Source organism: Micrococcaceae bacterium Sec5.1 (assembly GCA_039636795.1).
GTDB lineage: Bacteria > Actinomycetota > Actinomycetes > Actinomycetales > Micrococcaceae > Arthrobacter.
Map to the genome: position 1 here is coordinate 2,342,613 of CP143430.1, position 22,793 is coordinate 2,365,405.

Annotated in this window: 20 protein-coding genes and 1 pseudogene; 14 read left to right on the plus strand and 7 right to left on the minus strand. The window is 60.9% G+C overall.

The genetic code is table 11. The features are described 5' to 3' along the window. Positions 1-74: 74 nt before the first annotated feature. From VUN82_10820 to VUN82_10840, 5 genes are all read right to left on the minus strand, one after another. On the minus strand, positions 75-1,448 hold the full coding sequence (locus VUN82_10820) for an MFS transporter (protein ID XAS74275.1): 1,374 nt from the start codon (positions 1,446-1,448) through the stop codon (positions 75-77). A gap of 332 nt (positions 1,449-1,780) precedes the next feature. Next, positions 1,781-3,163 carry an MmgE/PrpD family protein gene (locus tag VUN82_10825; GenBank protein ID XAS74276.1) on the minus strand — a complete coding sequence of 461 codons (1,383 nt, stop codon included), beginning with the start codon at positions 3,161-3,163 and terminating at the stop codon, positions 1,781-1,783. Positions 3,164-3,216: 53 nt separating this feature from the next. After that, a complete protein-coding gene (locus VUN82_10830) occupies positions 3,217-4,122 on the minus strand; it encodes an SMP-30/gluconolactonase/LRE family protein (protein XAS74277.1) in 906 nt (301 codons plus the stop codon). Between the two features lie 79 nt (positions 4,123-4,201). Beyond that, positions 4,202-4,957: an SDR family oxidoreductase gene (locus VUN82_10835; GenBank protein ID XAS74278.1), complete on the minus strand. Its 756-nt coding sequence runs from the start codon at positions 4,955-4,957 to the stop codon at positions 4,202-4,204. A 425-nt stretch (positions 4,958-5,382) separates the two neighbouring features. Then, on the minus strand, positions 5,383-6,165 hold the full coding sequence (locus VUN82_10840) for an IclR family transcriptional regulator (protein XAS74279.1): 783 nt from the start codon (positions 6,163-6,165) through the stop codon (positions 5,383-5,385). A 192-nt stretch (positions 6,166-6,357) separates the two neighbouring features. Between VUN82_10840 and VUN82_10845 the strand changes: the two are divergent. From VUN82_10845 to VUN82_10855, 3 genes and pseudogenes are all read left to right on the plus strand, one after another. Further along, positions 6,358-6,781: pseudogene (locus tag VUN82_10845) on the plus strand (leucine zipper domain-containing protein). 182 nt (positions 6,782-6,963) lie between these two features. Further along, positions 6,964-7,392: a universal stress protein gene (locus VUN82_10850; GenBank protein ID XAS74280.1), complete on the plus strand. Its 429-nt coding sequence runs from the start codon at positions 6,964-6,966 to the stop codon at positions 7,390-7,392. Between the two features lie 438 nt (positions 7,393-7,830). Next, positions 7,831-8,022, plus strand: a complete 192-nt coding sequence (locus VUN82_10855) for a hypothetical protein (GenBank protein XAS74281.1) — start codon at positions 7,831-7,833, stop codon at positions 8,020-8,022. Positions 8,023-8,603: 581 nt separating this feature from the next. Here the strand turns inward: VUN82_10855 and VUN82_10860 are convergent. Further along, positions 8,604-10,760 (minus strand): glycogen debranching N-terminal domain-containing protein, encoded by a 2,157-nt coding sequence (locus tag VUN82_10860; protein ID XAS74282.1) that lies wholly within the window; start codon positions 10,758-10,760, stop codon positions 8,604-8,606. A gap of 521 nt (positions 10,761-11,281) precedes the next feature. On the opposite strand from VUN82_10860, the gene VUN82_10865 reads away from it, so the two are divergent. The 11 genes from VUN82_10865 (at position 11,282) to VUN82_10915 (ending at position 19,665) form a co-directional block, all read left to right on the plus strand. Further along, positions 11,282-12,511 carry a multidrug effflux MFS transporter gene (locus VUN82_10865; GenBank protein XAS74283.1) on the plus strand — a complete coding sequence of 410 codons (1,230 nt, stop codon included), beginning with the start codon at positions 11,282-11,284 and terminating at the stop codon, positions 12,509-12,511. Between the two features lie 11 nt (positions 12,512-12,522). Then, positions 12,523-12,927 (plus strand): SDR family NAD(P)-dependent oxidoreductase, encoded by a 405-nt coding sequence (locus VUN82_10870; protein XAS74284.1) that lies wholly within the window; start codon positions 12,523-12,525, stop codon positions 12,925-12,927. Positions 12,928-12,944: 17 nt separating this feature from the next. Continuing rightward, entirely contained in the window at positions 12,945-13,688 is a 744-nt protein-coding gene (locus VUN82_10875; protein ID XAS74285.1) for an SDR family NAD(P)-dependent oxidoreductase, read from the plus strand. Further along, positions 13,685-14,059: a DUF2255 family protein gene (locus VUN82_10880; GenBank protein XAS74286.1), complete on the plus strand. Its 375-nt coding sequence runs from the start codon at positions 13,685-13,687 to the stop codon at positions 14,057-14,059. The genes VUN82_10875 and VUN82_10880 overlap by 4 nt, the downstream gene beginning before the upstream one ends. A gap of 327 nt (positions 14,060-14,386) precedes the next feature. Next, positions 14,387-15,535, plus strand: coding sequence for an alpha/beta hydrolase (locus VUN82_10885; GenBank protein ID XAS74287.1), 1,149 nt, complete (start codon positions 14,387-14,389; stop codon positions 15,533-15,535). Positions 15,536-15,964: 429 nt separating this feature from the next. Continuing rightward, on the plus strand, positions 15,965-16,306 hold the full coding sequence (locus VUN82_10890; protein ID XAS74288.1) for a hypothetical protein: 342 nt from the start codon (positions 15,965-15,967) through the stop codon (positions 16,304-16,306). A 231-nt stretch (positions 16,307-16,537) separates the two neighbouring features. Continuing rightward, positions 16,538-17,083: a cyclophilin-like fold protein gene (locus tag VUN82_10895; protein ID XAS74289.1), complete on the plus strand. Its 546-nt coding sequence runs from the start codon at positions 16,538-16,540 to the stop codon at positions 17,081-17,083. 67 nt (positions 17,084-17,150) lie between these two features. Next, positions 17,151-17,912, plus strand: coding sequence for an MFS transporter (locus VUN82_10900; GenBank protein XAS74290.1), 762 nt, complete (start codon positions 17,151-17,153; stop codon positions 17,910-17,912). A 169-nt stretch (positions 17,913-18,081) separates the two neighbouring features. Continuing rightward, positions 18,082-18,393, plus strand: a complete 312-nt coding sequence (locus VUN82_10905) for a hypothetical protein (GenBank protein XAS74291.1) — start codon at positions 18,082-18,084, stop codon at positions 18,391-18,393. Between the two features lie 128 nt (positions 18,394-18,521). Then, complete coding sequence (locus tag VUN82_10910) at positions 18,522-19,178, plus strand: alpha/beta hydrolase (GenBank protein XAS74292.1); 657 nt, start codon at positions 18,522-18,524, stop codon at positions 19,176-19,178. Further along, positions 19,165-19,665 (plus strand): alpha/beta hydrolase, encoded by a 501-nt coding sequence (locus tag VUN82_10915; protein ID XAS74293.1) that lies wholly within the window; start codon positions 19,165-19,167, stop codon positions 19,663-19,665. The genes VUN82_10910 and VUN82_10915 overlap by 14 nt, the downstream gene beginning before the upstream one ends. Before the next feature lie 53 nt (positions 19,666-19,718). On the opposite strand, the gene VUN82_10920 is transcribed toward VUN82_10915, so the two are convergent. After that, a complete protein-coding gene (locus VUN82_10920; GenBank protein XAS74294.1) occupies positions 19,719-22,637 on the minus strand; it encodes an FAD-binding and (Fe-S)-binding domain-containing protein in 2,919 nt (972 codons plus the stop codon). Between the last annotated feature and the right edge of the window lie 156 nt (positions 22,638-22,793).

Here is a 22,793-nt window from a genome sequence, read left to right on the forward strand (position 1 = left end):
TTCGCGGTCTTCCTTCAGATGGGGATTGAATAGGTCGATTGATTCAATAGCTGCTTGTTATGCACTGTGCCTACTTAGTCGCGCAGGATCGAAGTCCCCGGTTCGAGAGGGGCCAGCTTCTCGGATGGTTCTGTTTCCCCTTGGCCGCGGGATGGCACTTTGACGAAGAGCAACAATACGAACGCGAGCGAGAGTGCAACCAAGGGAACGGACATTCCCACAATGGTGTCGCCTGGGGTGGCGAGCTTGCCGATAAGAAACGGCCCGAAGAAGCCGCCGGCAGAAGCCAAGGAATTGATGACTGCGATTCCCACGACGGCCTGCCGCTTCGTGAGGATCTGACTGATCAGGGCCCAGTACGTAGGAATGTTTCCGATGACGCCACATGCAAGCAGGATGAGGCCGATCATACCCATCAGCGGGGAACCGCGGAATACCGCGGTCATGAGCAGGCCAATGATAGCGGTAGCGAAGCAGGACAGCACGATGAACTTCCGTCGTCCGGTGATGTCTGCATACCGGACAAGCACCAACATCACGATGGCCCCGCACACGTAGGGGATCGCACCGTAAAGGCCGATGTTGGTCGGAGAGTATGACGGATTCAATTGCGACACAACCTGCGGGAGGAAGAAGGTCATGCCGTAAGAAGCGACCCCGGCCAGTGCATTGATCAGGCCAAGGTACAGGATCTTGGGGTTCCGCAGCGCCCGCAGTTCGCTCGACTTATCGTGCTGATCTTCGGGCATGGCCGCATACTCTTCGGCTATGGAATCTTCCAACCACTTCTTTTCGCCAATACTGAGCCACTTTGCCTTGCTCGGGCGGTCAGCCAGTGTGAGGAGGATCCAGATGCCGAGCAGGACCGGCGGCAGGCCTTGAAGAATGAAGATCCAACGCCAAGAGCTGAGCCCGAACCAGTCCGCGTGTTCGAGTATCAAGCCGCCACTTATGCTTCCAACAATAAGAGCAACAGGCATCGCCAGCGCGATGGCACCGATTGCCCGGCCGCGGTCATGGTTCAGGAACCAATAGGTGAGGAACAGAATGAGCCCTGGGAAAAGGCCAGCCTCAGCGATACCCAGCAGGACGCGGGCGAAGTACAACTGGGTAACCGAGTATACGAATCCGGTGGCCATGGTGACCAGGCCCCACGTAATCGCGATACGTGCGAGCCAGAGTCGGGCGCCGACCTTGGCGAGAATCATGTTGCTGGGCACTTCCAGGAGAACATATGCGACGAAGAAGATTGCGGCCACGGCACCGTACGTCGCAACGTCAATTCCGAGTTCCTTGCCCATCGTCAATTGCGCATAACTGATGGAAGCGCGATCCATATAGTTGAACCCGTATAACAGGAAGGCCACCGGCAAAATTGTCCGTCTGACTTTCCTAATGACCGTCTTTCGGTCCACGACCGGCTTGGCCGGTGAAGAATTTGTAGTCACGCTACCTCCTCGTAGGTGCGCCCGATATCGGGCCGAATATGCGGCACCGAAAGGCGCCAATCTTGGATATCTGACTTTCGTAAAGCGAATGGTAAGCCAGTCTAGAATTTTATCCCTGCGGCAACTGCAGTGTTATTGGTAACACACTGTGGCACTTGAGGCTCGAGTGGAGGACTTGGGTTTGTCCAAATAGTTGAAGCGCATCCTCAATCGACTTCTTGATTAATGATATTCCGCTATGCGGGATATGGTCAAGTACTCTTGTGGCCTGTTCCGAACTGAATGCTTTCACTCCTGGTACTTCTACAGACGCCCAATACTGCCCTGATCTGTCAGCGGACCAGCGCCAAAACCTCAATGACGTCATCGCAGGTTTCGATATCCTGGATGAGGTCTTGCACCCTTTTGACATTTTCGAAGGAGACCGGATGAATCGATGCCTCTGCGCATTCGCCGAACTTCTGGCGGAGCTCTTCCCATGTCATCGGACGTTCAGGTGTGCCGGGCACTTCTGAACCCAGGCGTTCGATCCGGCGGCCGTCGCGCATGATTAACTCGACTTTGCCGTCCGGCAACTTGAGATTCCAATTGAGGGCCTCATCGAATACGGGTTCGACCTTATCGGCCAGCGCGAGTACTTGCACGTCCTTGAGGGCATCTGTTGAGAAGTCCCAAATACTCATTTTACCCTTGACGAGGGCCAGTGCAACGGTGAACGGCAACGAGAATTTCGCATCCATCATCGTTTTGGGATTCTTTCGTTGATCCAGCGGTGCTGTCATCCGCTGGGCGAAATCGCCGACGTAGACGCGCACTGTTTCAATATCTTCGAGGACTATTTGGTTTTCCCGCGTCAGTTCAATTGCCGCATGAATGTAGGTGTGGGCGTTGCCCACTGCAGGCCAGTACTTATAGGTCATGCCTGTACAAAGATATTCAGACCCGAGGTTTTCGAGCATCTTTTCACGGTTATATTCTCCGTTGAAATAGACCTTGAAGATGCCGGCCTCACCTTCGAACAGGTTCTCCATCCCCAGCATCCCCTTCTGGGCAAGGAGAACGGCGTTCACGCAGCTTTGCGCTATAAACCCGGCATAAAGCCCGCGCAAGTTGCTGCCCATACCAAAGATCTGTTCCATGGTCCCGCCCGCTGTCAGGCTGACAATGCCCATGGCGTGCGCGATCTGCGTTGAACTAAGGCCCAGGAGCGCTCCGCAAGCCGCGACGCCCGAGTACACCCCGACTGCCCCGGACAAGTTCCAGTCCATATGCCAGCCCACGTTGCAGCGGAGCCGGATGAATAGTTCCTGGCCGACGGCCACTGCTGTGAGCAACTCTTGGCCGGTTACTCCGCCTTTGCGCTCAGCTAGCGCAAGGAGGGCAGGGACGAGGGAACTGTCAGGATGGGCGCCCCAAGGTGTCTGGCTGTCGTAGTCGAGTCCGTGCGCCAGAGTCCCGTTGGCGAAGGCGGCTGCACCGGCGGGCACGCGGCCGCCGAACCCAAGGATGCTTGCTTCTTCTTTGCCGCCGGCTTCCGTGACGAGCTCGATAAGAGGTTTAGTGGCCGGTTCCATTCCGCTCGCGCCGAGCATGACGCCGATTGTGTCCAAAAGGCTCTTTTTGGCGGCCTCGACTGCCTGCGTCGGCAAATCGTCAAATCGAGTATCTGAGGCGAATTTCGCGAGGTCGTGGGAAAGGTCGATATTGTTTGCCATGTGGTGTCTTTCTTTCTTCTCAGAAAATTTCATGCAGGCATCGCCGCACGGTTTTATCCGGCAAAGCGCATTTCTGGAAGGCCCCTTACGCCCAGCCCGTAGATCCCGAACAGACCACCGGCGCCAGGTTGGGTGGCCGGTACGCCACGCAACGGCTTTGACATGCTGGTGAAGTAGAGAACGTCCAGATTGCGACCACCGAACATGAGGCTGGTGACGTTCCGTACGGGAACATCGATTTCCCGGTCAATTGATCCATCGGGTGCGTAGCGGATGATGCGCCCGCCGAGCACTTTGGCATTCCAGAGAAAGCCCTCGGAATCGACGGTCGCACCGTCGACGGTGCGGGCATAGTTCCGGTCGGAAACATGCAGGCGTTTGTTCGATATGTCTCCGGTGGCTATATCATAGTCGTAGGTCCAAATGACCTTGTGCTCGGAATCGCCGAAATAGAATGTCTTATCGTCGGGGCTCCAGCACGGAGCGTTGGAACAGATCAAGCCGGTGTCAATCTCTTTCACGGAAAGGTCTGGGTCCAGACGGTAAAGTGACCCGTTTCCTGCCGGTTTCCGCAGAATGTCCACGCTGAGCGGATCGAAATCGTAGCCCATTGATCCTGCAAAGAACCGGCCCGCGCGATCGACCTTGCCGTCGTTGAACCGATAGTGAGGTTTATCCGCTAAGGGGTTGACGATGGGGGTGACTTCCTGCGTGGCAAAATCATAGAAATTGAAGCCACTTGCCAGGGCGAGAACAGCGCCTCCGCTCTCTCGCAATGCCATCGATCCGATATACGTCGGAACATAGTACGTGCGAACGTCACTTCCGGCTTCATTGCAACTCCAAATTTCACACGCCGTGCTATCGACCCAGTAAAGTCGTTGCTCCCGGGCATCCCAGAGCGGGCCTTCGCCCAGATGGTTCTTGCAATCGACCAAAAGTTGAATTTCGGTCATCATCTCCACCTATCACTTTCATTGCGCCCGGGGCGCAGGTACTTCCTCCTGCTGTCTTCCGCTGATCAGTGAAGCGCGCGCGTCAGAGGCATGCGGTCTGGCCGCCATCTACGGAGACGACCGAACCAGTCATGAAGCTTGCGTCATCGGTCAGGAGAAAAACGATAACCGCAGCAATTTCCTCCGGGTAGCCAATTCGCCCGATCGGATGCTTCGCATTTATGCGGGCGACAGCCGCGGGATCTTCCATCATGTACTCGACCAGGGGTGTCCTGGTCATGCCCGGGGCGACCGCATTGACCCGGATACCAAGGGGTCCAAGCTCGGGGGACATGGATTTAGTTATGCCGGAGATCCCGAATTTCGAGGCGACGTAGGAGAGCCGGTTCGGCACGCCAAGGACACCGGCTCCCGAAGAAATGTTTACGATAGCTCGTGGCCCGCCGTCGTCCTTCACTGCCAGCACAAACGCTTGGCACATATTGATTGTTCCGTCGAGGTTCACTGCCATGATCTTGCGGTGTTTTTCCGGATCGGTGTCGACGATGCTGCCTTCGCCCGTAATTCCCGCGCAGTTAACGAGGCCGTTGAGCCCGCCGAACTTCTCACGCATCTCAGCGAGAAGCGCCACCGTCTCAGCGTGGTCACACACGTCAAGGACTGCCCCATGGATGCGGTCTCCCTCTGCAGCAGCTGACAGGGCGGCGTCAACGCCGACTTGAGTGACGTCGATAGCAACCACCGTCGCCCCTTCGGCAAGCAGCCTCTTTACGCTGGCGGCCCCAATCCCGCTGCCGGCGCCTGTTACAACTACGGTTCGCCCTTCGAATCGCTTCATCGAGACTCCTCTTGCATGTCTGCTGATACTCCTGCCTGTGGCCATGCTGGACACGGAAGGATGCACAGATTGTTTTGTATGTGAATTAGAGTTTCATATACGCAGTGACGCGTCAATAGCCGCGCGTCGCAGTTGGGCTGAGCCCGTAACAAGTTGAGGTCACGTCTGGACGTAGCGAGGAGCTCATGGCTGTGGTGGAGCTTGGGCAGGCCACGGGAAGGAATCGCGTTTGAGTGCATGCGGCGTTGGCCGTCTCCAGCATCCGACGCGACCATAGAACTTCGCTAGCGGGTTCGACCCGAACCAAGGAGCAGTCGACTGTCTGAAATGGCAGGGATCCCGGAAGGGGGAGTAGTCAGACTGTTCGAGGCCAGCTTTCCGGACCTAACCCGTCAGCTGGGTCGGCGTCCGTCTCTCGGATATGTTCAGTCGCCCTTTGAGGCACCTGCACCCATGCGCCGCGACAATTCCTTACACGTTTCCACCAACAACTCGCGTGCTTGATCGACCGGCACATTGCCCATGCCATTGAGGCGATGGATGAAAGGCGTGGTCATGGCAGCTACAGCCTTACCCGTGTAGTCGAAGACTGGCGCTGAGATGTTCGTGACCCCTTCAATCGTGAGCGATTTTCCCTGGCAGAATCCGGCCTTGCGGACCTCAGGCAGGTCAGAAAGGAAGCGCGACCGGCGGGCGCTGGTCTCGTTGCCTGCGAGCATTAGCAGGTTCTGAAGTTCCGCGTCTGCCATGAACGCTGCCAGAACCCGGCCAGAAGCGGAATCGTCAATGGGGATCTGTGAACCCAAACGAACCGTGTTCACGTTGGTGTCCGGACAATCCGCTTGAGCAATAACAAGCAGCTTTCCCGAGCTAAGAATGCAGAGGTGAATGCTTTGACTGATGCGATTCGCGAGCTTCTGCATCTCATCGCCAGCAATGACTGTCAGGCGACGAATGATCGGTTGCCGATGCGCGACTTCAAACAGTTTCGTTGTTAAGTGATAGCGCTCGCCCTCATTGAGCTCTATGTAGCCGCGTTCGCGCAGCACCATAAGCACGCGGAAAATCTCCGAGGTAGTTCGGCCGAGTTTCTTGCCGATTTCTGCTTGGCCCAGCCCACTGTCCTCGGAGGCCAGGAGTTCCAGGATGTCGAGTCCCTTGGCCAGAGCCGGGGCCCGATACTTTCCCTCATCTGTTTCCGTTTGCACGCCCGCCCCGTTTCTCCTCCCCATCCGCACTGGACGGGGTCATAAGTTTTATATATAAAACCTATATGCTTGAACCGAATCAGGCAAGCGGTAACTCGATGGTCGTAGCCGTAGTTCCCATAGAGATTGTGAACAGCGTGGCGTGATGCAAAAAAGCGCTAGCCTCCGGTATCGATTTGGGTTTCCATACTCATCTCGACGCCAGGAGGCTCTCGTGGCCTACGTCCCCAAGCCGACGCTGACCTGGCAGCCAAGGCCAGGGGGAGGCTGGCCTGGTTGGTCGTGGAGCAGGGCTGGACCTTGGGCGCGGCCGCAGAGCGGTCCAGTCCCGCCGGCCACCGGGAAGAAGTGAGTGGACCCGTACCTGCCGTGCCGACGACGGCATGGCGGACATGTCCTCGCGGCCACGTTGGAGCCAGAACCGCACTAATGTCCGCGCCGAACGGTGGATTTTGGCGCCGCGGTTCACCTGCCGGTGCTGTCCTCAACGGGTCGCAGCCCACCTGCATCTTGCATCCTCGACGGCTGGAAGGGTCCGGTCCGGGTGCCAGATGCCCGGCTGACCCGCCTGGACCAAGGCCCCGGGCTGCCCGTCCGCAAGCCAGCGCCCCAACGTTAGCGCCAAGATGTGGATGACCCCCAGCACGTAGGCGAGCGGAGTATTCGTAACATGCCTCCTTCATGAGGTTTACGAATCGATCCTCCCGGAATTCTGTACTAAGTCTCATAATGCAGGATATCCTGAACTTGCGGCGCGCGCTGGAACCTAACCGCACCCATCTACTAAGGAGCAAACACATGAGTCCCGTAATCGTTGTAGGAGTCGACGGCAGCAAAACGGCAAATAGGGCGGCAGAGTCAGCCTGGGACCTTGCTGCAGCACTGGGCGCGTCCCTCCATGTGGTGTCAGCCTTCGACAGCGACCGGACCGAAGTTCTCGGCAGCGGCAGCGATCAGCGGGTTGTCTCCGACGCGGATGGCGCCGAGCACGTGGCCCGCAGTGTCGCGGAAACCTTGGGCCGGGACATCAAAGTCACCTACTCGTCAGCCCGAGGCCGCCCGGCGGATGCCCTCATCAAGGAAGCTCTCCGCATGGAAGCCCAGATCATCGTTGTAGGTAACCGGAAGATGCGTGGCATTGGCCGCGTCCTCGGCAGCGTGGCCAACAGTGTGGCCCACAACGCCCCTTGCGATGTTTATATCGCAAACACGTACGACGTCGACTGATAGGAAGGCCGGCTCAGAGCATGTTCCGTTCATCTATAGAGAAAGATGCCCGGAACTGCCTGACCTGCCACTGGCCGGGCGGCGGCTTTCGGCATCTGACGTCCTGCCCCTGCTGTTCGGCGGTCCCTGGCGCTTCCTGCAGCGGCTGATCGTCACCTGGCTCCTGATCCGTAGGAGCGGGATGACGCCAATCGATTCCGCCCACCCCTTTCTGTCGGTTCAGTATTCAATGGTGGCTGGGCAACCCTGGTGCTGTTCGGCTTGGTAGCCATTCCACTGGTTTTCACTTCCGGCGCTGGTCCTGTTGAGTGCCGGGACCTTCATCGCCGTTGGCCTGATCTTCATCGTTGGCCACGCATCAGTGCTGGCGGTACTTGTTGATTGTGCTGTGGGGTGTTGCCTTCGGGGGCGCACCGGCCCAGCCACAAACGGCCATCAGTGGGCAAGCGTCGAAAACGCCCACGTCGCCAACTCGATGCCCGGGGTCGCATTCAATATGGCATCTTTGCCGCCGGCGTGTCCGGTGCGGTCGTGATCAGCAACTTCGATGGCATGCTCCTGCCCATCGTCATGTCCGGGCTCGCGCTCCTCATCGCTGTTGCCGGACGCCGTACGGCCTTTCCCAAATAACCAGCAGGAAGCGCCTGCGACTGCAGCACCTGCCATTGCTTTGAAATCAAACTGACGCAATGTCCTTGTCCCGGTTCACCGGAGCTCAAGAGCAGCCGTCCCAGAAGCCACCTATTCCCGGACGATCAACTGAAGGTGGGATACACATCCCGCGGAGGTCGGACCTGACGCTGGGACCTTAGCGGAGCCATCGGATTCGATCTGTGCAGCGCCAGCGTGCTCATGGGGAGGTGGTCGAAGCCATGGGGGCGGGGGAGTCTTGCTGGGTCCTTCTTCAGGCCGCGTCCGCGGGCCCGACGCTGTTGCGTTCGAAGCTGGGCTACGCGCCCATCCCGGACTAGGGGTATACGCGTCCGCCATACCTTTCCGAAGCCGAGATGGGGCATATCACCGGAGCATGCTGACGAGTCGGACGCGCGAGCTGGCAAGTACCTCCCCCGGGGTATTGGGCCGTACCCTGGCGACGAGAACGGCTGTCACAATCGGCGAGTCTCCATCCTTAAGGGATCCGGCCATTCAGCGAAGATCTGCAGCCGGTTTGGTTACGCCTCGGCGTCATGGGTGGAACAGTGAGTCCGTATTTAGGCCTTTCCGCGCGATCTGGCCCGTTCGGCCAATTCTGTGGCCCGTGGTCGCGTTCCGTGGTGGAACATCATGCCCTCGGGCAATCCTTTGATCGTCGCGCTGGAACCGGAGATATCAATGGTGATCCTGCTGTTGGCCATGGGGGCGTTGGTAATGTGCAGGTCGCCATAGCTTTCGGGGAGTACCGGGTTCATCCAGAGACCGCCGCGGGCAACGTCCGCGTAGTAGCCCATCAGGCTTTTGATCAGGAAGATGGGGGTAGTGGCGGCCCAAGCCTGTGGCGAGCATGCCGTCGGGTAGGCTACGGGGACGTCGAAGTGCTCGCGGCTAAAGCCGCAAAATAACTCCGGCAGCCGCCCTTCCGAGTACTCGGCCGCCTCAAACAAAGCTGTGGAGATCCGCTGTGCCTGCTCGACGAAACCGTAGCGCAGGAGTCCGGCTGTGATCACGGCATTGTCGTGGGGCCACACGGATCCGTTGTGGTAGCTGGCGGGGTTGTAGGCGCCCATGTCGCTGGCCAGGGTTCGCACGCCCCAGCCGCTGAACATCTCAGGGGACATCAGCTGTTCTGCCACTAGGGGGGCCTTGTCCTCATCGATGATTCCAAACAGCAGGCATTGACCCATGTTAGAAGCGCAGGCATCGACAGGCCGCTTTTTTCTGTCCAGGGCGATGGCGTAGTAGCCGCGGTCTGGCAACCAGAACTGCTCGTTGAACTTCCTCTTCAACTGTGCCGCGAGGTCCCGGTACTCCGCTGCCAGGTCCAAGTCACCGGCGTCATAGGCTATCCAAGAGCGGGCCAGAAACGCGCCGTAGACGTAGGCTTGCACTTCGCAGAGCGCGATCGGGGGTTCGGCCAGAGTGCCGTCGGCAAAGTTGATGCCGTCCCAGGAGTCCTTCCAGCCTTGGTTGAGAAGCCCCCTGTTGTTGAGGCGCTCATACTCGACGAAGCCGTCGCCGTCCTTGTCGCCGTAGTTCCGGATCCAGTCCAGCGCCCGGTCAACATGCGGCAGCAGGGCAGCGATGGTTTCTGCAGCGAAGCCCCAGCGGCTGACTTCCCCGAACAAAGCCACGAACAGCGGGGTGGCATCGATGCTGCCGTAGTAGGCGGACTTGCCGCCCAACGCCAGCCCGCTGGATACGTCGAGTCGGACTTCGTGCAGGATCTTGCCTGGCTCCTCTTCGCTCATCTCGTCCACGACCTTGCCCTGGCGGTCGGCGAGCGTCTGAATAGTGCCGAACGCCAGGGACGGATCCACCGGCAGCGCCATCAGGGACGCCCATAGCGAGTCCCGGCCGAACAGCGCCATGAACCAGGGCGCGCCCGCAGCCACCACGACCCGGTCCGGGTGCCTGGGGTCCTCGATGCGAAGGGCTCCCAAGTCATCATAGCTGCGCCGAAGGGTCTGCTCTATGGAGCCGTTGCCCATGTGCAGCACGGGAATCTTTGATACCCACTCCTGGCGGCGCAGGTCGCGCGGAGATAACTGGTCGGCGTCGGGACGTACGAGCTGTGCTACCGGACCGCTCCCGTTGACCGTGGGCACCGCACTAACAGTGGCGCTCCATTGTCCATGCGGCGGGACAAATGCCTGGAACGTCAGGGCTTCGGGTGAGGCGTGGGCGCCGTCGGCAGACACGAGGACGCCCTTCCGAATGTCCTGCCAAGTGGCCCGGATCGTCAGCCGATCCCCTTCGACCTCGCGGGACTCGTCCCAGCGCCGCTGGATACGCGCTTCCTTCACCTCGAAGAGGTCCGCGAAGTCCGCCTCTACCTTGATGGAGACGAGGCATTCGGCAGGGGCCATAGAGTAGTTTCGGACGGTGATTTGCTCCAAGATCCCAGCGCCTACCTCGCGAAGGCGTTCCACAATCAGCGGGCTGTCGGCGTATCCGTCTGAACGGCCTACGCGGCCAGCAATCAGGACCCGGTAGGGTTCTTTTGTCTTGGCGACCAGCGGCTCCAAGGGCTCACCGTTAATGGTCAAATTCCAGCCGGACAGGATCCGGGTGTCCTCATAGAAAACCCCGTGCGGGTATTCCGGATGGATGTCCCCATTCGCCGCGGAAATGCAGAAGGATGAGCCCTCTACAAGTGTGATCGACCCGGGCCCTAAGGGCCCGGCAGCAGTGTCGGCATTCCATCCAGTCATCCTGGGCTCCTTCAGAGGACTGACCTCAACCGCTTTAACACCGGGTGGCGCCGCTCGGATCGCTGTCCATCCGCCGAATCCCTGCCCAACCGACGCTACGCCTGTGTGCCAGATGAAGCCAGCCCCCGGTAAAGCGGGCTGGAGGAGGTAATAAGGAAAGCGGCAACAGCAGCCGTAAGAGCAGGGGTGACGATTCACGGTCGATGGGGGCCACACTACGTTAAGCCCTGTGACCCGGTTTGGTGAACTGCCAATTAGCATTCTGGCGGCCACGGCAGCCTCGGCCCGTCCGGTGTGGCCAATTCACTACGGCACAGGCCCGTCACACGGCGGTTATGCCCGTGGGCTGGCCCACCTCTTCGGCAGAGATCTTGGCGCGGCGTGACGTGAGGAACATGCGTACGTCGGCACGGTTATCCATGAATCCACGATAGGCGCGCATTTCGGACTGAAGGAGTCCCTCTGGGTACCCCCATCAAGGGGGACTCCCTACGCGCGTAGAGACATGATGTTGTAGGAACATGAAATCTGCCACCCTCCCAATCGGTGCCGATATAGAGCCCGGCACGAAGAACGTGGTATCCGCGTCGCTTGTTACCGCCGTCATTTTCATCACGGCCATCGCCCCGTTAGCGACGGACATGTACGTTCCCGCGTTCCCGATGGTCTCCGTCGAGCTCGGCGCGAGTGCCACGGAGGTGCAGCTCACGCTGACAACGTTCTTCGCCGGGATGGGACTGGGCCAACTGGTGGGAGGTCCGTTCTCGGACCAGCGGGGACGCCGCTGGCCGTTGCTTGCGGGCACGATGGGGGTTTTTATTGCTTCCGTGCTCTGTGCGCTTGCGCCCTTCATTGGTGCCATGATGGTGGCCCGTTTCGTCCAGGGCTTCGCCGGCGGCTGGGCGATGGTCATTGGCCGGGCCATCATCATTGACCTGGTCTCCGGTACCCAGCTGGTCCGGGCGTTGAACATCATTGCAGGAGTGGGCGGGATCTCTCCGGTAGTCAGCCCATTGCTCGGGGCCGGAATCCTGCAGGTTTCGCACTGGCGGACGGCTTTCTGGGTACTCGCCGCGGTGGGCATCGTGATGGCGTTATGCGTGGTGTTCATCGTTCCGGAATCGCTGCCCAAGGAGCGGAGGCATGGCGGCGGGCTGCAGACCTTCGCCAGAGCTGCCTGTGAAGTGCTGGGCAACCGCCAGTACGTGGGTTACATGGTCATCAGCTCGGCGGCGATGATCGCCCTCTTCGCCTACGTGGCCACCTCAGCCTTCGTTCTCCAGTCGATGAACGGACTCTCGCCGGTTGCGTACTCCGTGGTGTTCGCCGCCAACGCAGCCGCTGCCGCAGTTGCTGCCTTGGTTTCGGCCCGCTTGGCCGGCCGGGTATCCACCCGGAAAGTCATCGTTGCGGGCATGGTGATCGACCTCGTTGCCGGCGCGCTTATGTTGGTCAGTGCCCTGTGGCTCGGAACTCCGCTGCTGGCAGCATTGGGGTGCTTCTTGGCCGTGATGGTTGCTCAGGGGCTTCTCGGCGCCAACGCCGGAGCGCTGGCTGCGGAGGCGGTGCCGGATCACCCGGGAACAGGTTCCGCCGTCCTTGGCATGATCCAGTGGGTTGTGGCTGGAATCGCTGCGCCCATTGCAGGCCTTGGGGGCAGCCACACCGCCGCGCCCATGGCGACCATGGTGGTGGCCGGTACCCTGATCGCCTTCCTCGGCCTCGCAATCGCCAAACCTCCCATCAAATGAAGGAGCATTCCATGAAGACCACCCTCGCGATTATCGGTGCAGGGCCGGGCTTGGGCCAGGTCGCCGCACGGCGCTTCGGAGCCGAAGGATTCAACGTCGCGCTGATCTCGCGCTCCCAGGAGAAAGTGGCCGCGATCGCCAGCGACCTGAACGATGCCGGAATCACCGCCCCTGGCTACGCCGCCGATGTCCGCGACGCTGAATCGCTCGACACCGCACTCGTCCGGGCCGGCCAGGAGTTGGCCGCCGTCGAGATTCTCCAGTACAGTCCCGTGCCGTCCAAGGAATACCTGCGGCCCGTTCTTGAGACGGGCCGCGAGGAACTGCGCTCCGCGATTGAATTCTCGGCACTCGACGCTTCCGCGGCCATACACACGGTCCTTCCCTTTATGCGCGCCCTCGGGCGCCTACATTAGGCCTCCAGGGAAAAATCATGTCCCGAATCCTCATCACAGGTTCCAGCGACGGACTCGGCCGCGCGGCGGCCGAATCGCTGCTCGACGACGGCCATTCCGTCGTCGTGCATGCCCGCTCCCAAGAACGGCTGTCAGCCGTTCGGGATCTTCTGGATCGCGGTGCGCAGTCCGTGGTGGGCGATCTCGCCCGGCTCGATGAGGTTCGCGATCTGGCTCTGCAGGCGAACGCCTTGGGGCGTTTTGACGCCGTGATCCACAACGCCGGCGTCATCAACGGTCCGTCCCTGCTCCCCGTGAACGTGGTGGCGCCGTTCATACTCACTGCGGAAATGACCAAGCCCGGCCGGCTGATTTACCTCAGCAGCAGCATGCACCGCGGCGGGGATACAGATCTCGACGGCGTGGACTGGAGCGGTGCGCGCACGTCCCGTTCGTATTCGGACAGCAAGCTCTTTGTCACCACACTTGCTGCGGCCATTGCTCGGCGGTGGCCGGGTGTGTTATCGCACGCGGTGGACCCCGGCTGGGTTCCGACCCGCATGGGCGGGCCCGGTGCCAGCGACGACTGGCGACTGGGTCACGTTACGCAGGCCTGGCTCGCTGTCAGTAACAGCCCCGAGGCGCTCCACAGCGGGCACTATTGGCATCATCAGCGGACTCAGGCGCCCCATAGGGCGGTATCTGACGTGCGCTTCCAGGAGGCACTCCTTGGCTCGTTGGCCGACTACACGGGAAACATTATCGAAGGAGATGCACATTGAGCACCTGGGCCCAGGCGATCGAACGTATTGCCGTGAGCGATGACCTGCATATTGCCCCGTTGCGCGCCAACGGCGTTACGTACGGAACGCCCACGTGGATCTGGTCTGTCGTCGTCGCCGACCGTCTTTACGTCCGGGCGTGGAACGGCAAGCGTTCCCGCTGGTACGGATCCGCGATGACTCAGCGCGTCGGCCGCATCATTGCCTCGGGGGAGACCCACGAGGTGAAGTTCTTCGCCGCCGATCCGGCGCTCAACGACCGAATCGACGATGCCTACCGGACCAAGTACGCCGGGAGCCCCTATTTGCCGACCATGGTCGCCTCCGGGCCCCGGGAGGCCACAGTAGAGATCGTTCCGCGGAAGGAATGATGAACATGGTCAGCTGCCACTCACGGGCAAGGTCGCCTTTGTCACAGCCGCGAGTGTGGGGAGAGTCTGACGACGGCGGGGCACTCGCCGAGGCCGGTACATCCGTCCAACAATACCGACGGGATAGGAACCCAGAATCCCCAAACGACCGTATCCTCAGCGTGAAGGCTGTGCGAAAGTGACGTCTGAGCTGGGAATCCGCTGATGGAGGCCCTACCGGTACCTCTCTTAACCGGGTCTCCCTCGCGTATGTGAATGATGGTCTTCTTGAAAGCGCAGAAGGAAACTTCGACATTCGTTAGCGCACATTACGAGGGTGACAAAGACATGACTACGAACACTGACGGAATCAAGAAAACCGCCATCCGTGCCACTCTGGCAGATGACGGCGTTTCGCGCCGGGGGCTCATGAAACTGACCGGGGCCGGCGCCGCCGTGCTCGGGCTCTCCGCTGTTGCGGGCATGGCAACGGCGGGTGCAGCCTCCGCGGCGCCCGGCGCATCCCGCAAGGACCTGGAACCCGGAGACACCTCGAACGGTGCGGACAACTTTTACACCAGTGACCAGGTCACGGTACGGAAGGTCTCCTTCAAGAACCAGTACCAGATGAAGGTTGTGGGGAACCTCTTCGTCCCGAATAACCTGGAGCGTAGGCTGAGCAACCCGGCCCTTGTGGTGGGCCACCCGATGGGCGCAGTGAAGGAACAGAGCGCCAACCTCTACGCCACCAAAATGGCCGAACAGGGCTTTGTCACGTTGTCCTTCGATTTGTCCTTCTGGGGCGAAAGCGCCGGCACACCGGGCAACGCCGTCTCACCGGACATCTACGCCGAGGATTTCAGCGCAGCGGTGGACTACTTGCGCTCCCTTTCCTTCGTTGACCAGGAACGCATCGGAGCTATTGGCATTTGCGGCAGCGGCAGCTTCGTCCTCAGCGCGGCCAAGATCGACCCGCGCATCAAGGTCATCGCCACGGTGAGCATGTATGACATGGGGGCCGCAAACCGCGACGGACTCCGCAAGTCCGTGACCCTGGAACAGCGCAAGGAGTTCCTCGCGAACGCTGCCGCGCAGCGTGATGTGGAGTTCGACGGCGGCAAGCTCGCCTACACAGGCGGCACCCCTGAGGTGCTCACTCCGGATTCGACCGACGTGGACCGGGAATTCTACGACTTCTACCGCACTGCCCGCGGCTGGTGCCCGAACACGACGACGCACCCGGCCCTGGCGACGAACACGAAGTTCATGACGTTCTACCCGTTCAACGACATGGACCTGCTCGCACCGCGGCCGCTGCTGTTCATCACCGGGGACCAAGCGCATTCGCGCGAATTCAGCGAGGAAGCGTACCAGCGTGCCATCGGGCCGAAGGAACTGTTCTATGTTCCTGGAGCAGGACACGTTGACCTCTACGACCGCGTGGGACTCATCCCCTTCGACAAGCTCACGAGTTTCTTCCGCTCGACGCTGGTCTGATAGGTGAATTAAGGCCTACAAACAAAAATGCTCCCCCGGGGCTGGACTGACAATGTCGGTTCCGGTTCCCGGGGAGCATTTTTGCTGTGGGCTGTCAGGCGTGGCCAGGAATCTTCCGGCGATGGTGATCCCCGACCATGATGCGCGAGAGACTACCGCCGCGAGCCGGGCCGGCACGGGGGTCCCACGGTCCCACTCTGCGGCACTGCGATAAGCGCCGTTGTGAAAAATCAGAATGTTCAGGCCCGCGAGCATCAAGAGGCCGAGCTTCCACGGAGCACTGCAGCGCTCAGCGATAATGCTCGCTCCTTCAGCGGAGTAGGGGTTCTCGCTGGCCGGGCGATGGGCATGGAGTCCTGCTCCGGGCCGCCGCTGCTGGGTAATGTTCTGGCCGCCTCCCCGGGAGTCCCTGGGTGACGTATTCGTCGCGTGGATGTGAGCGCGGGCCCCTTGAGCTTCAACGGGTATGGGACCGAGGCTAAGCGGCTGTATGTCAGGTATGGCCCCAACATCTCGCAGGCCCGGGCTGAGGAGGAAGAACTCGGCTACCACGAGTCACGCCACGTGGATCAGTGGGCTGTGGCGAACCTCCTCGCTGGCCCTTCCGCGTTCCCGGTCGCCTGCTTCGTCGACGATGCGCAATTTCCCGGATCACGCAACCACTTTGAGCGGGACGCCGGCCTGTCCAGGGGGGCTATCCGCCTGTGCCCGACTACTGGCCGGCCCCCCGATGGCCGGAGACGGCAGTGGTCGCTGCACTCGGTCTGCTGATCTTCCGGCGCCGACTGCGGTGGTTGATGCGGGTGCTGCTGGCCGGGCGAACGGAGCGAACAGCGCATGCACCGTCCCGGTGCCCGATCCACACGTGTCCTTGGACTCCGGTCACCCGCCAAAAGGGTCCCTCCCGGTACCTGTAACAACAGAGGCTCCCGCCCGCCGTCGGGGGCTGCTTTGCTGGAATGGACCGAATTTTGCCTGGGAAAAGGACAATCCGCCATGCAAATGAAGAAGCAGACTCTGGTGGTGATCACTGCGCTGGCACTTTCCCTTACCGGGTGCAGTACCTCTTCGGAGAGCCCGGCCTCGACGAGCACGGCCGGTGGGAACACCGTCGCCGCGAACACTACGACGACCTCGCAGGAAACTGCCAGCCCGGAAGGAACAGAAACGATGACAGCCAGCGAGAACCAAGGAAACACGCCGATCGCCATCCGGATTGACGGCCGGACCGTGAACGGAACCCTGTCAGGGAACGCGACCGCCCGCTCGCTGATAGACCAGCTTCCTCTGACGCTGTCCTTCAGCGAATTCGGCGGACAGGAGAAGCACGCAGAACTACCGAAGCCGTTGTCGCTTGAAGGCGTTCCGGCCGGCGATGACGCTGATCCGCTGACAATTGGGTACTACGCCCCCGGCCACACCCTCGTCCTCTACTACGAACCTGTGGGGCATTACACCGGGATTGTACGGATCGGAACGTTCGATGACCTCGCGGCAATCCGTGACCGCAGCGGCCGTTTCGAAGCCATCTTGAGAATCAGGGACTGAGCAGCCACCCGCCAGTCCCTTCCGCGCAGAAGAACGGAACCATTTTTGACTCGCCCAACCCTTCAGGATGACGCCTGCGGACAGCGTGCCCCACGAACACCGACCCCATGAACACCTCGGTACCTTTGAAGAAACGAAGGCCGATTCTTCCGCTCGGGTACACCGGTTCCCGGGGGCGGCGCTGCTGGTCATGGCACGGATGGGTTTCCTGCTGATCGCCACGGAAACCATGCCGGCGGGCCTGCTGCCGCAGATCGCTGCCGGGGTTGACATTACCGTGGGTACCGCCGGGCAGTTCGTCAGTGCCTACGCATTGGGAACCGTTGTGGCCGCGACGCCCGCGGTCGCCATGACTCGGGGCATGCGCCGGAAGCCTGTTTTCGTGGTCGGGATCCTTGGCTTCCTGGCCGCGAACCTTGTCACGGCGTTCTCCACAGACATCGTTCTTTCCCTTGGAGCACGGCTCCTTTCCGGTGCATTCTCCGGCCTACTGTGGGGCATGTTCGGGAGCGGTTACGCCCGCCGCATCACCGCTCCCGAACATGCCGGCCGCGCACTGTCAGTTGCGTCCCTTGGTACCCCGGTCGGACTCGCAGTGGGGACGCCGTTCGGTTCCTGGCTGGGCACCACCTTGGACTGGCGCTGGTCCTTCGGCGTGCTCTCCATCCTCACGGTCCTGACCGTACTGCTTGCTGTTTTCCTGGTGCCGGATGCGCCCGGACAGCGTGCCGGGACGTGTGTGCCCATGGTGCGGGTCCTCGGGATTCCCGGCGTCGCGATGGTCCTCGCCGTCGTTGTCAGCTGGATGCTCGGACACAACATCCTCTAGACATACATCGGCTCCTACCTCCGCACGGCGGGTCTTCCGCTCCCGGTCGAGGTCGCCCTGGTGGTGTTCGGAGCGGCGGCCATTGCCGGAATCGCCATCACCGGCGCAATGATCGACAAAGGACTTCGGCGTCTGGTCCTGCTCAGTATTGCCTCCTTCATTCTGGCCAGTGGGATCTTCATCGTCGGCCACGCCTCGGTGGCGGCGATCGTTACCGCGATTGTGCTGTGGGGCCATCGCCTTCGGCGGGGCTGCAGCCCAACTGCAAACAGCCTTCAGCGCTGCCAGCGGCCACAACGCCGACGTCGCCAACGCGATGCTCGGCGTGGCCTTCAACCTGGCGATCTTCGCCGCCGGCGTGGCTGGCGCGGTGGTGATCAGCACCTTCAACGGACTGGTTCTGCCGGCCCTGATGGCCGGGGTGGCCGCCGTCGCGCTCTTCTTCGCAATAGCGGCACGCCGCACCGCATTCCCCACGTAACCAAAGGCAGGAGAACTAAATAGACCCCACGCTCAGACCGATCCCGCTGTCCGCTGCCATGGCTGCCAGCCTCCTGCTGGCATCCTGCAGCCCCACACCCGCAGCAACACCATAAGGATGACAACAACATGACTACGAATACTGACGGAATCAAGACGACCGCCCTCCGTGCAGGTCTGGCAGAAGATGGCGTTTCGCGCCGCCGGCTCATCAAGCTGACGGGTGCCGGCACCGCTGTACTTGGGCTGTCCGGTGTGGCCGGCATGGCAACTGCCGGAGCAGCTAACGCAGCACCGGGCGGATCCCGCCCAGCCTTGGAACCCGGCGACACCTCGAACGGGGCAGACAACTTCTACATCAGCGACCAAGTCACGGTCCGGAAGATCTCCTTCAAGAACCAGTACCAGATGAAGGTCGTAGGCAACCTGTTTGTCCCGAACACCCTGGACCGCAGGCTAAGCAACCCTGCACTGGTGATCGGACACCCCATGGGCGCCGTAAAGGAACAGAGCGCCAACCTCTACGCCACCAAAATGGCAGAACAAGGCTTCGTCACCTGTCGTTTGACCTCTCCTTCTGGGGAGAGAGCGCCTGTAAGCCAGGCAACGCCGTTACCCCGGACATCTACGCCGAGGACTTCAGCGCCGCGGTCGACTACCTCCGCTGTCCTTCGTGGACAAGGAACGAGTGGGTGCCATCGGTATCTGCGGCAGCGGAAGCTTCGTTCTCAGCGCGGCAAAGATCGATCCGCGGATCAAAGTCATCGCCACTGTGAGTATGCATGACATGGGCGCGGCCAACCGCGACGGACTCCGGAAGTCTGTTTCGTTGGAGCAGCGGAAGGCGTCTTTCGCCCGGGCTGCGGCCCAGCGGGACGTAGAGTTCGACGGCGGTAAACCCGCCTACACAGGCGGCACGCCCGAAGTGCTCACGGCGGAGTCCACCGACGTTGACCTGGAGTTCTACGACTTCTACCGCACGGCACGCGGCTGGCGCCCCAACACCACAACGCATCCTGCCTTGGCCACCAACCCGAAGTTCATGACTCTCTACCCGTTCAACGACACAGACTTGCTCTCATCGCGGCCCCTGCTGTTCATCACCGGCGACCAAGCCCACTCCCGCGAGTTCAGCGAGAACGCGTACCAATTGGCGGCAGAGCCGAAGGAACTGTTCCTGGTACCCGGGGCGGGCCACGTGGACCTCTACGACAGCGTCAACCTCATCCCCTTCGACAAGCTTACGGACTTCTTCCGCTCATATTTGGTCTGATCGACACACTGAAGGAGCCCACCGAGGCAGAGTTGGCGGGCTCCTTCAGCGTGTCAACGGTCGGGCTCTGTTCGCGAAGCAATCTGCGGATCAAGGAGTTCGGCAAGATGGAGGCTCTTGCGATGGGGATCAACCTGCTTCACCTGCATGGCGCAGCTGAACCCATCGGCAAGCACTGGAGTTTCGTCGGGTGTTGCAGCCAGTGCTGGAATCAGGCCCTGCTCGGCGACCTTCATGGAGACTTCGTAGTGATTAGCTTCGAAGCCAAAGTTTCCTGCAACGCCGCAGCAGCCCGTGGCCTCGGTGACCTCCGCCACGCCAAGGGACGCCAATGCCTTGCGCTGGACAGTCGCTCCAAAAGTGGAGTATTCGTGGCAATGCGTTTGCACGGTGACGGCCTGGGGGACCGCAGGCGGCGTCCAGCCAGCATCAATCCATTCCTTGACCGCTTCGGCGAAGCTGCGGATTCTGTAAGAAACGCGTTCGGCGGCTTCGGTGCCGAGAAGCTCCGGTGCGTCCTTTTTCAACGCGGCGGCACAGCTTGGTTCGATGACGACAATTGGGGTCATGCTGCCATCGTCGAGCTTCTCCACAGCCCTGGCCATGAGTTTCTTGGCGGTTTCCAACTGCCCGGTCGAAATCCACGTGAGCCCACAACAGGCATCGGATTCGCACACGACTTGCCTGCCGGTGCTTTCGATCACCCGCGCTGCCGCGCCGGCTACCTTAGGTCGGAAACCTTTAGTGAAAGAGTCCACAAAGAGGACGGCATCTGCAGTATCGCAGGAGGAACTGTAGGGGGCTAAAGCCTCACGCAGCGTTCTCCTGGACGCGAACTCCGGCATCTTGCGCTTGGTAGTTAGGCCACCGGCTGCAGCCACAACCTTACCGAGCGGGCTGGCAAGTACCTGATTGACCAACGGACTGATCAATGAGGTGAGCTTAAGCCATCGAGGAAGCCAGCCTAGCGAAAAGTGGGACATCGGCCGGAGCTTTCCCTCGTAGTAGTGAGAGAAAAATTCTGATTTGTAAGTGGCCATGTCCACCCCGGCGGGACAGTCGTTGGAACACGCTTTGCACGCCAAGCACAGGTCCAGCGCTTCGCGAACGTCTTCGGACTGCCACCCTTCGTCAATGGTCCGGGCGCCACGGACCATGTCCTGCAGAACACGCGAGCGTCCCCGGGTAGAGTCCTTTTCGTCACCGGTCGCCCGGTAGCTCGGACACATCACCCCGCCGGCGTCTGAACGGCAACGCCCAACCCCGATGCACGCCTGAACTGCATGGACCCACGGGTCCACGCCCGCGGCTTCGGCTTCTAAGGGGCGAAGCTCGAAGTGGGTTCGCCAGTTGCGGGAAGGGACACCTTCCAGCGCGAGGTTGGCGTCGAACGCGTCGGCGTCAGTAATGGACCCAGGGTTCAGGATCCCCGTCGAGTCCCAGATTCTCCTGTAGCGCTCAAAGGCAGCGATCATGCCGGGGGAGTACATTGTCGGTAGGAGCGCCGAACGAGCCCGCCCGTCGCCGTGTTCCCCCGAAAGGGAGCCGCCATGGCTCACGACAAGCTCAGCGGCTGACTTTGTGAACTTGCGGAACACATTGCGTCCCTCTTCGCTGCGCAGATCGTACGAAATACGGATGTGCATGCAGCCTGCGCCGAAATGCCCGTACATGATGCCCGTGAGTCCGTACTCTTTCAGGAGTTCACGGAAGTCGGCGAGGTAGGCGGCCAGATTTTGCGGTGATACCGCGGAGTCTTCCCAGCCGGCCTGAGATTCGCCTCCGCTGGCGGGTCGGGAGGACAGGCCGGCGCCGTCTTCCCGGACCCGCCAGAGGGTGGCGCGTTGCGCCACGTCCGGAACGGCGCGGCCATCCGTTAACCTGCCGTTCGCGGCAAGCCGCTCCAAGAGGCGTTCAGCCTCTTGCGCGACCTCTTGTGGATCGTTTCCATCCAGGTCTACATACAGAAACGCCTTGCCGTTTGGGAGCCCCAGAACCGAATCGGCACCGCGTCGGAGCCGCATGGTGTTCACGATTTCCTCATCGATCCCTTCCACAGCGGCAGGGGAGAATTCCAGGATCGTTTCGATGTCCTTGGCTGCGTCCACGACGTCGGCATACCCAAGACACACCAGAAGCGCGCTGGGTGCCTTAGGTACTAGTTTCATCCGGGCCCCGACCACTACCGCGCAGGTGCCTTCTGTTCCCACCAAGGCACGTGCCAGGTTCAAGCCATTCTCAGGTAGGAGGTTGGCTAAGTGGTACCCGGAGACCTGGCGCTGGATTCGGCCAAGTTCAACACGGAATCCCGCGAGATTGTCCTGAGCCAATGACTTCAGGTCCTCGCAGAGTGCGTAGGCCCGTGCGACAGAGAAAGCGTCTTGGGGATTAGTCGCTCGCAGCCCGCCGGCAGTGGCGGTGATCTGCGCCCCCTCGGTGGTGACCACGTCGATTTCCACTACGTGGTCCGATGTCCGTCCGTAGCGGACAGAGTGATTGCCACAGGCGTCATTGCCAATCGCCCCTCCGACGGTGGCGCGATTCTTGGAAGAGGGATCCGGGGCAAACGTTAAGGTCCCGCCCGTTTCCTTTTCGCACTCACTGGTCAGGGTTGCTAGGATCACGCCGGCTTCCACATTGGCGACGCCATTGGCCTCGTCGATGCTAAGAATTCTGTTCATATGTCGCGAGAAGTCCAATACGATGCCCGGGCCAATGGCATTGCCGGCCATCGAGGTCCCTCCACCGCGGCTAATCACGGCAGTTTTGGTTTCCCTGCATGATTCTAGGACGGCGACGACGTCCTCCACAGAACGTGGAAAGACGACTCCGAGGGGCGGGACCCGGTAGTTGGATGCGTCATAGGAGTATGCAGCTAGCCGGTGGCCGGTAGTTTCAAGGGGCACGCCAGCTGTATGTAGCCGCACCAGGATTGGTGCTTGATCTGTTGGGGCGTGGACTCGTTGGTTCATTTCGTTGCGAACTCCGGCATCGGGTAATTCTTGATTTCTTGTTGGGTCTCGACGCCTTCGAGCAGTCGCCAGTCTCTGCCTGGCTGGTCCTATCGAAACCATTTAGGGGACTGCACATCCAGCACAGTTGTGGCGACCAAGCGTTAGGACTGTCGC

Coding starts and splice junctions, on each gene's coding strand:
- VUN82_10825 (XAS74276.1), bottom strand. CDS start 3,163: ATGGCAAACAATATCGACCTTTCCCACGACCTCGCGAAATTCGCCTCA.
- VUN82_10830 (XAS74277.1), bottom strand. CDS start 4,122: ATGATGACCGAAATTCAACTTTTGGTCGATTGCAAGAACCATCTGGGC.
- VUN82_10835 (XAS74278.1), bottom strand. CDS start 4,957: ATGAAGCGATTCGAAGGGCGAACCGTAGTTGTAACAGGCGCCGGCAGC.
- VUN82_10850 (XAS74280.1), top strand. CDS start 6,964: ATGAGTCCCGTAATCGTTGTAGGAGTCGACGGCAGCAAAACGGCAAAT.
- VUN82_10860 (XAS74282.1), bottom strand. CDS start 10,760: ATGACTGGATGGAATGCCGACACTGCTGCCGGGCCCTTAGGGCCCGGG.
- VUN82_10865 (XAS74283.1), top strand. CDS start 11,282: ATGAAATCTGCCACCCTCCCAATCGGTGCCGATATAGAGCCCGGCACG.
- VUN82_10870 (XAS74284.1), top strand. CDS start 12,523: ATGAAGACCACCCTCGCGATTATCGGTGCAGGGCCGGGCTTGGGCCAG.
- VUN82_10875 (XAS74285.1), top strand. CDS start 12,945: ATGTCCCGAATCCTCATCACAGGTTCCAGCGACGGACTCGGCCGCGCG.
- VUN82_10885 (XAS74287.1), top strand. CDS start 14,387: ATGACTACGAACACTGACGGAATCAAGAAAACCGCCATCCGTGCCACT.
- VUN82_10895 (XAS74289.1), top strand. CDS start 16,538: ATGAAGAAGCAGACTCTGGTGGTGATCACTGCGCTGGCACTTTCCCTT.
- VUN82_10900 (XAS74290.1), top strand. CDS start 17,151: ATGACGCCTGCGGACAGCGTGCCCCACGAACACCGACCCCATGAACAC.
- VUN82_10910 (XAS74292.1), top strand. CDS start 18,522: ATGACTACGAATACTGACGGAATCAAGACGACCGCCCTCCGTGCAGGT.
- VUN82_10920 (XAS74294.1), bottom strand. CDS start 22,637: ATGAACCAACGAGTCCACGCCCCAACAGATCAAGCACCAATCCTGGTG.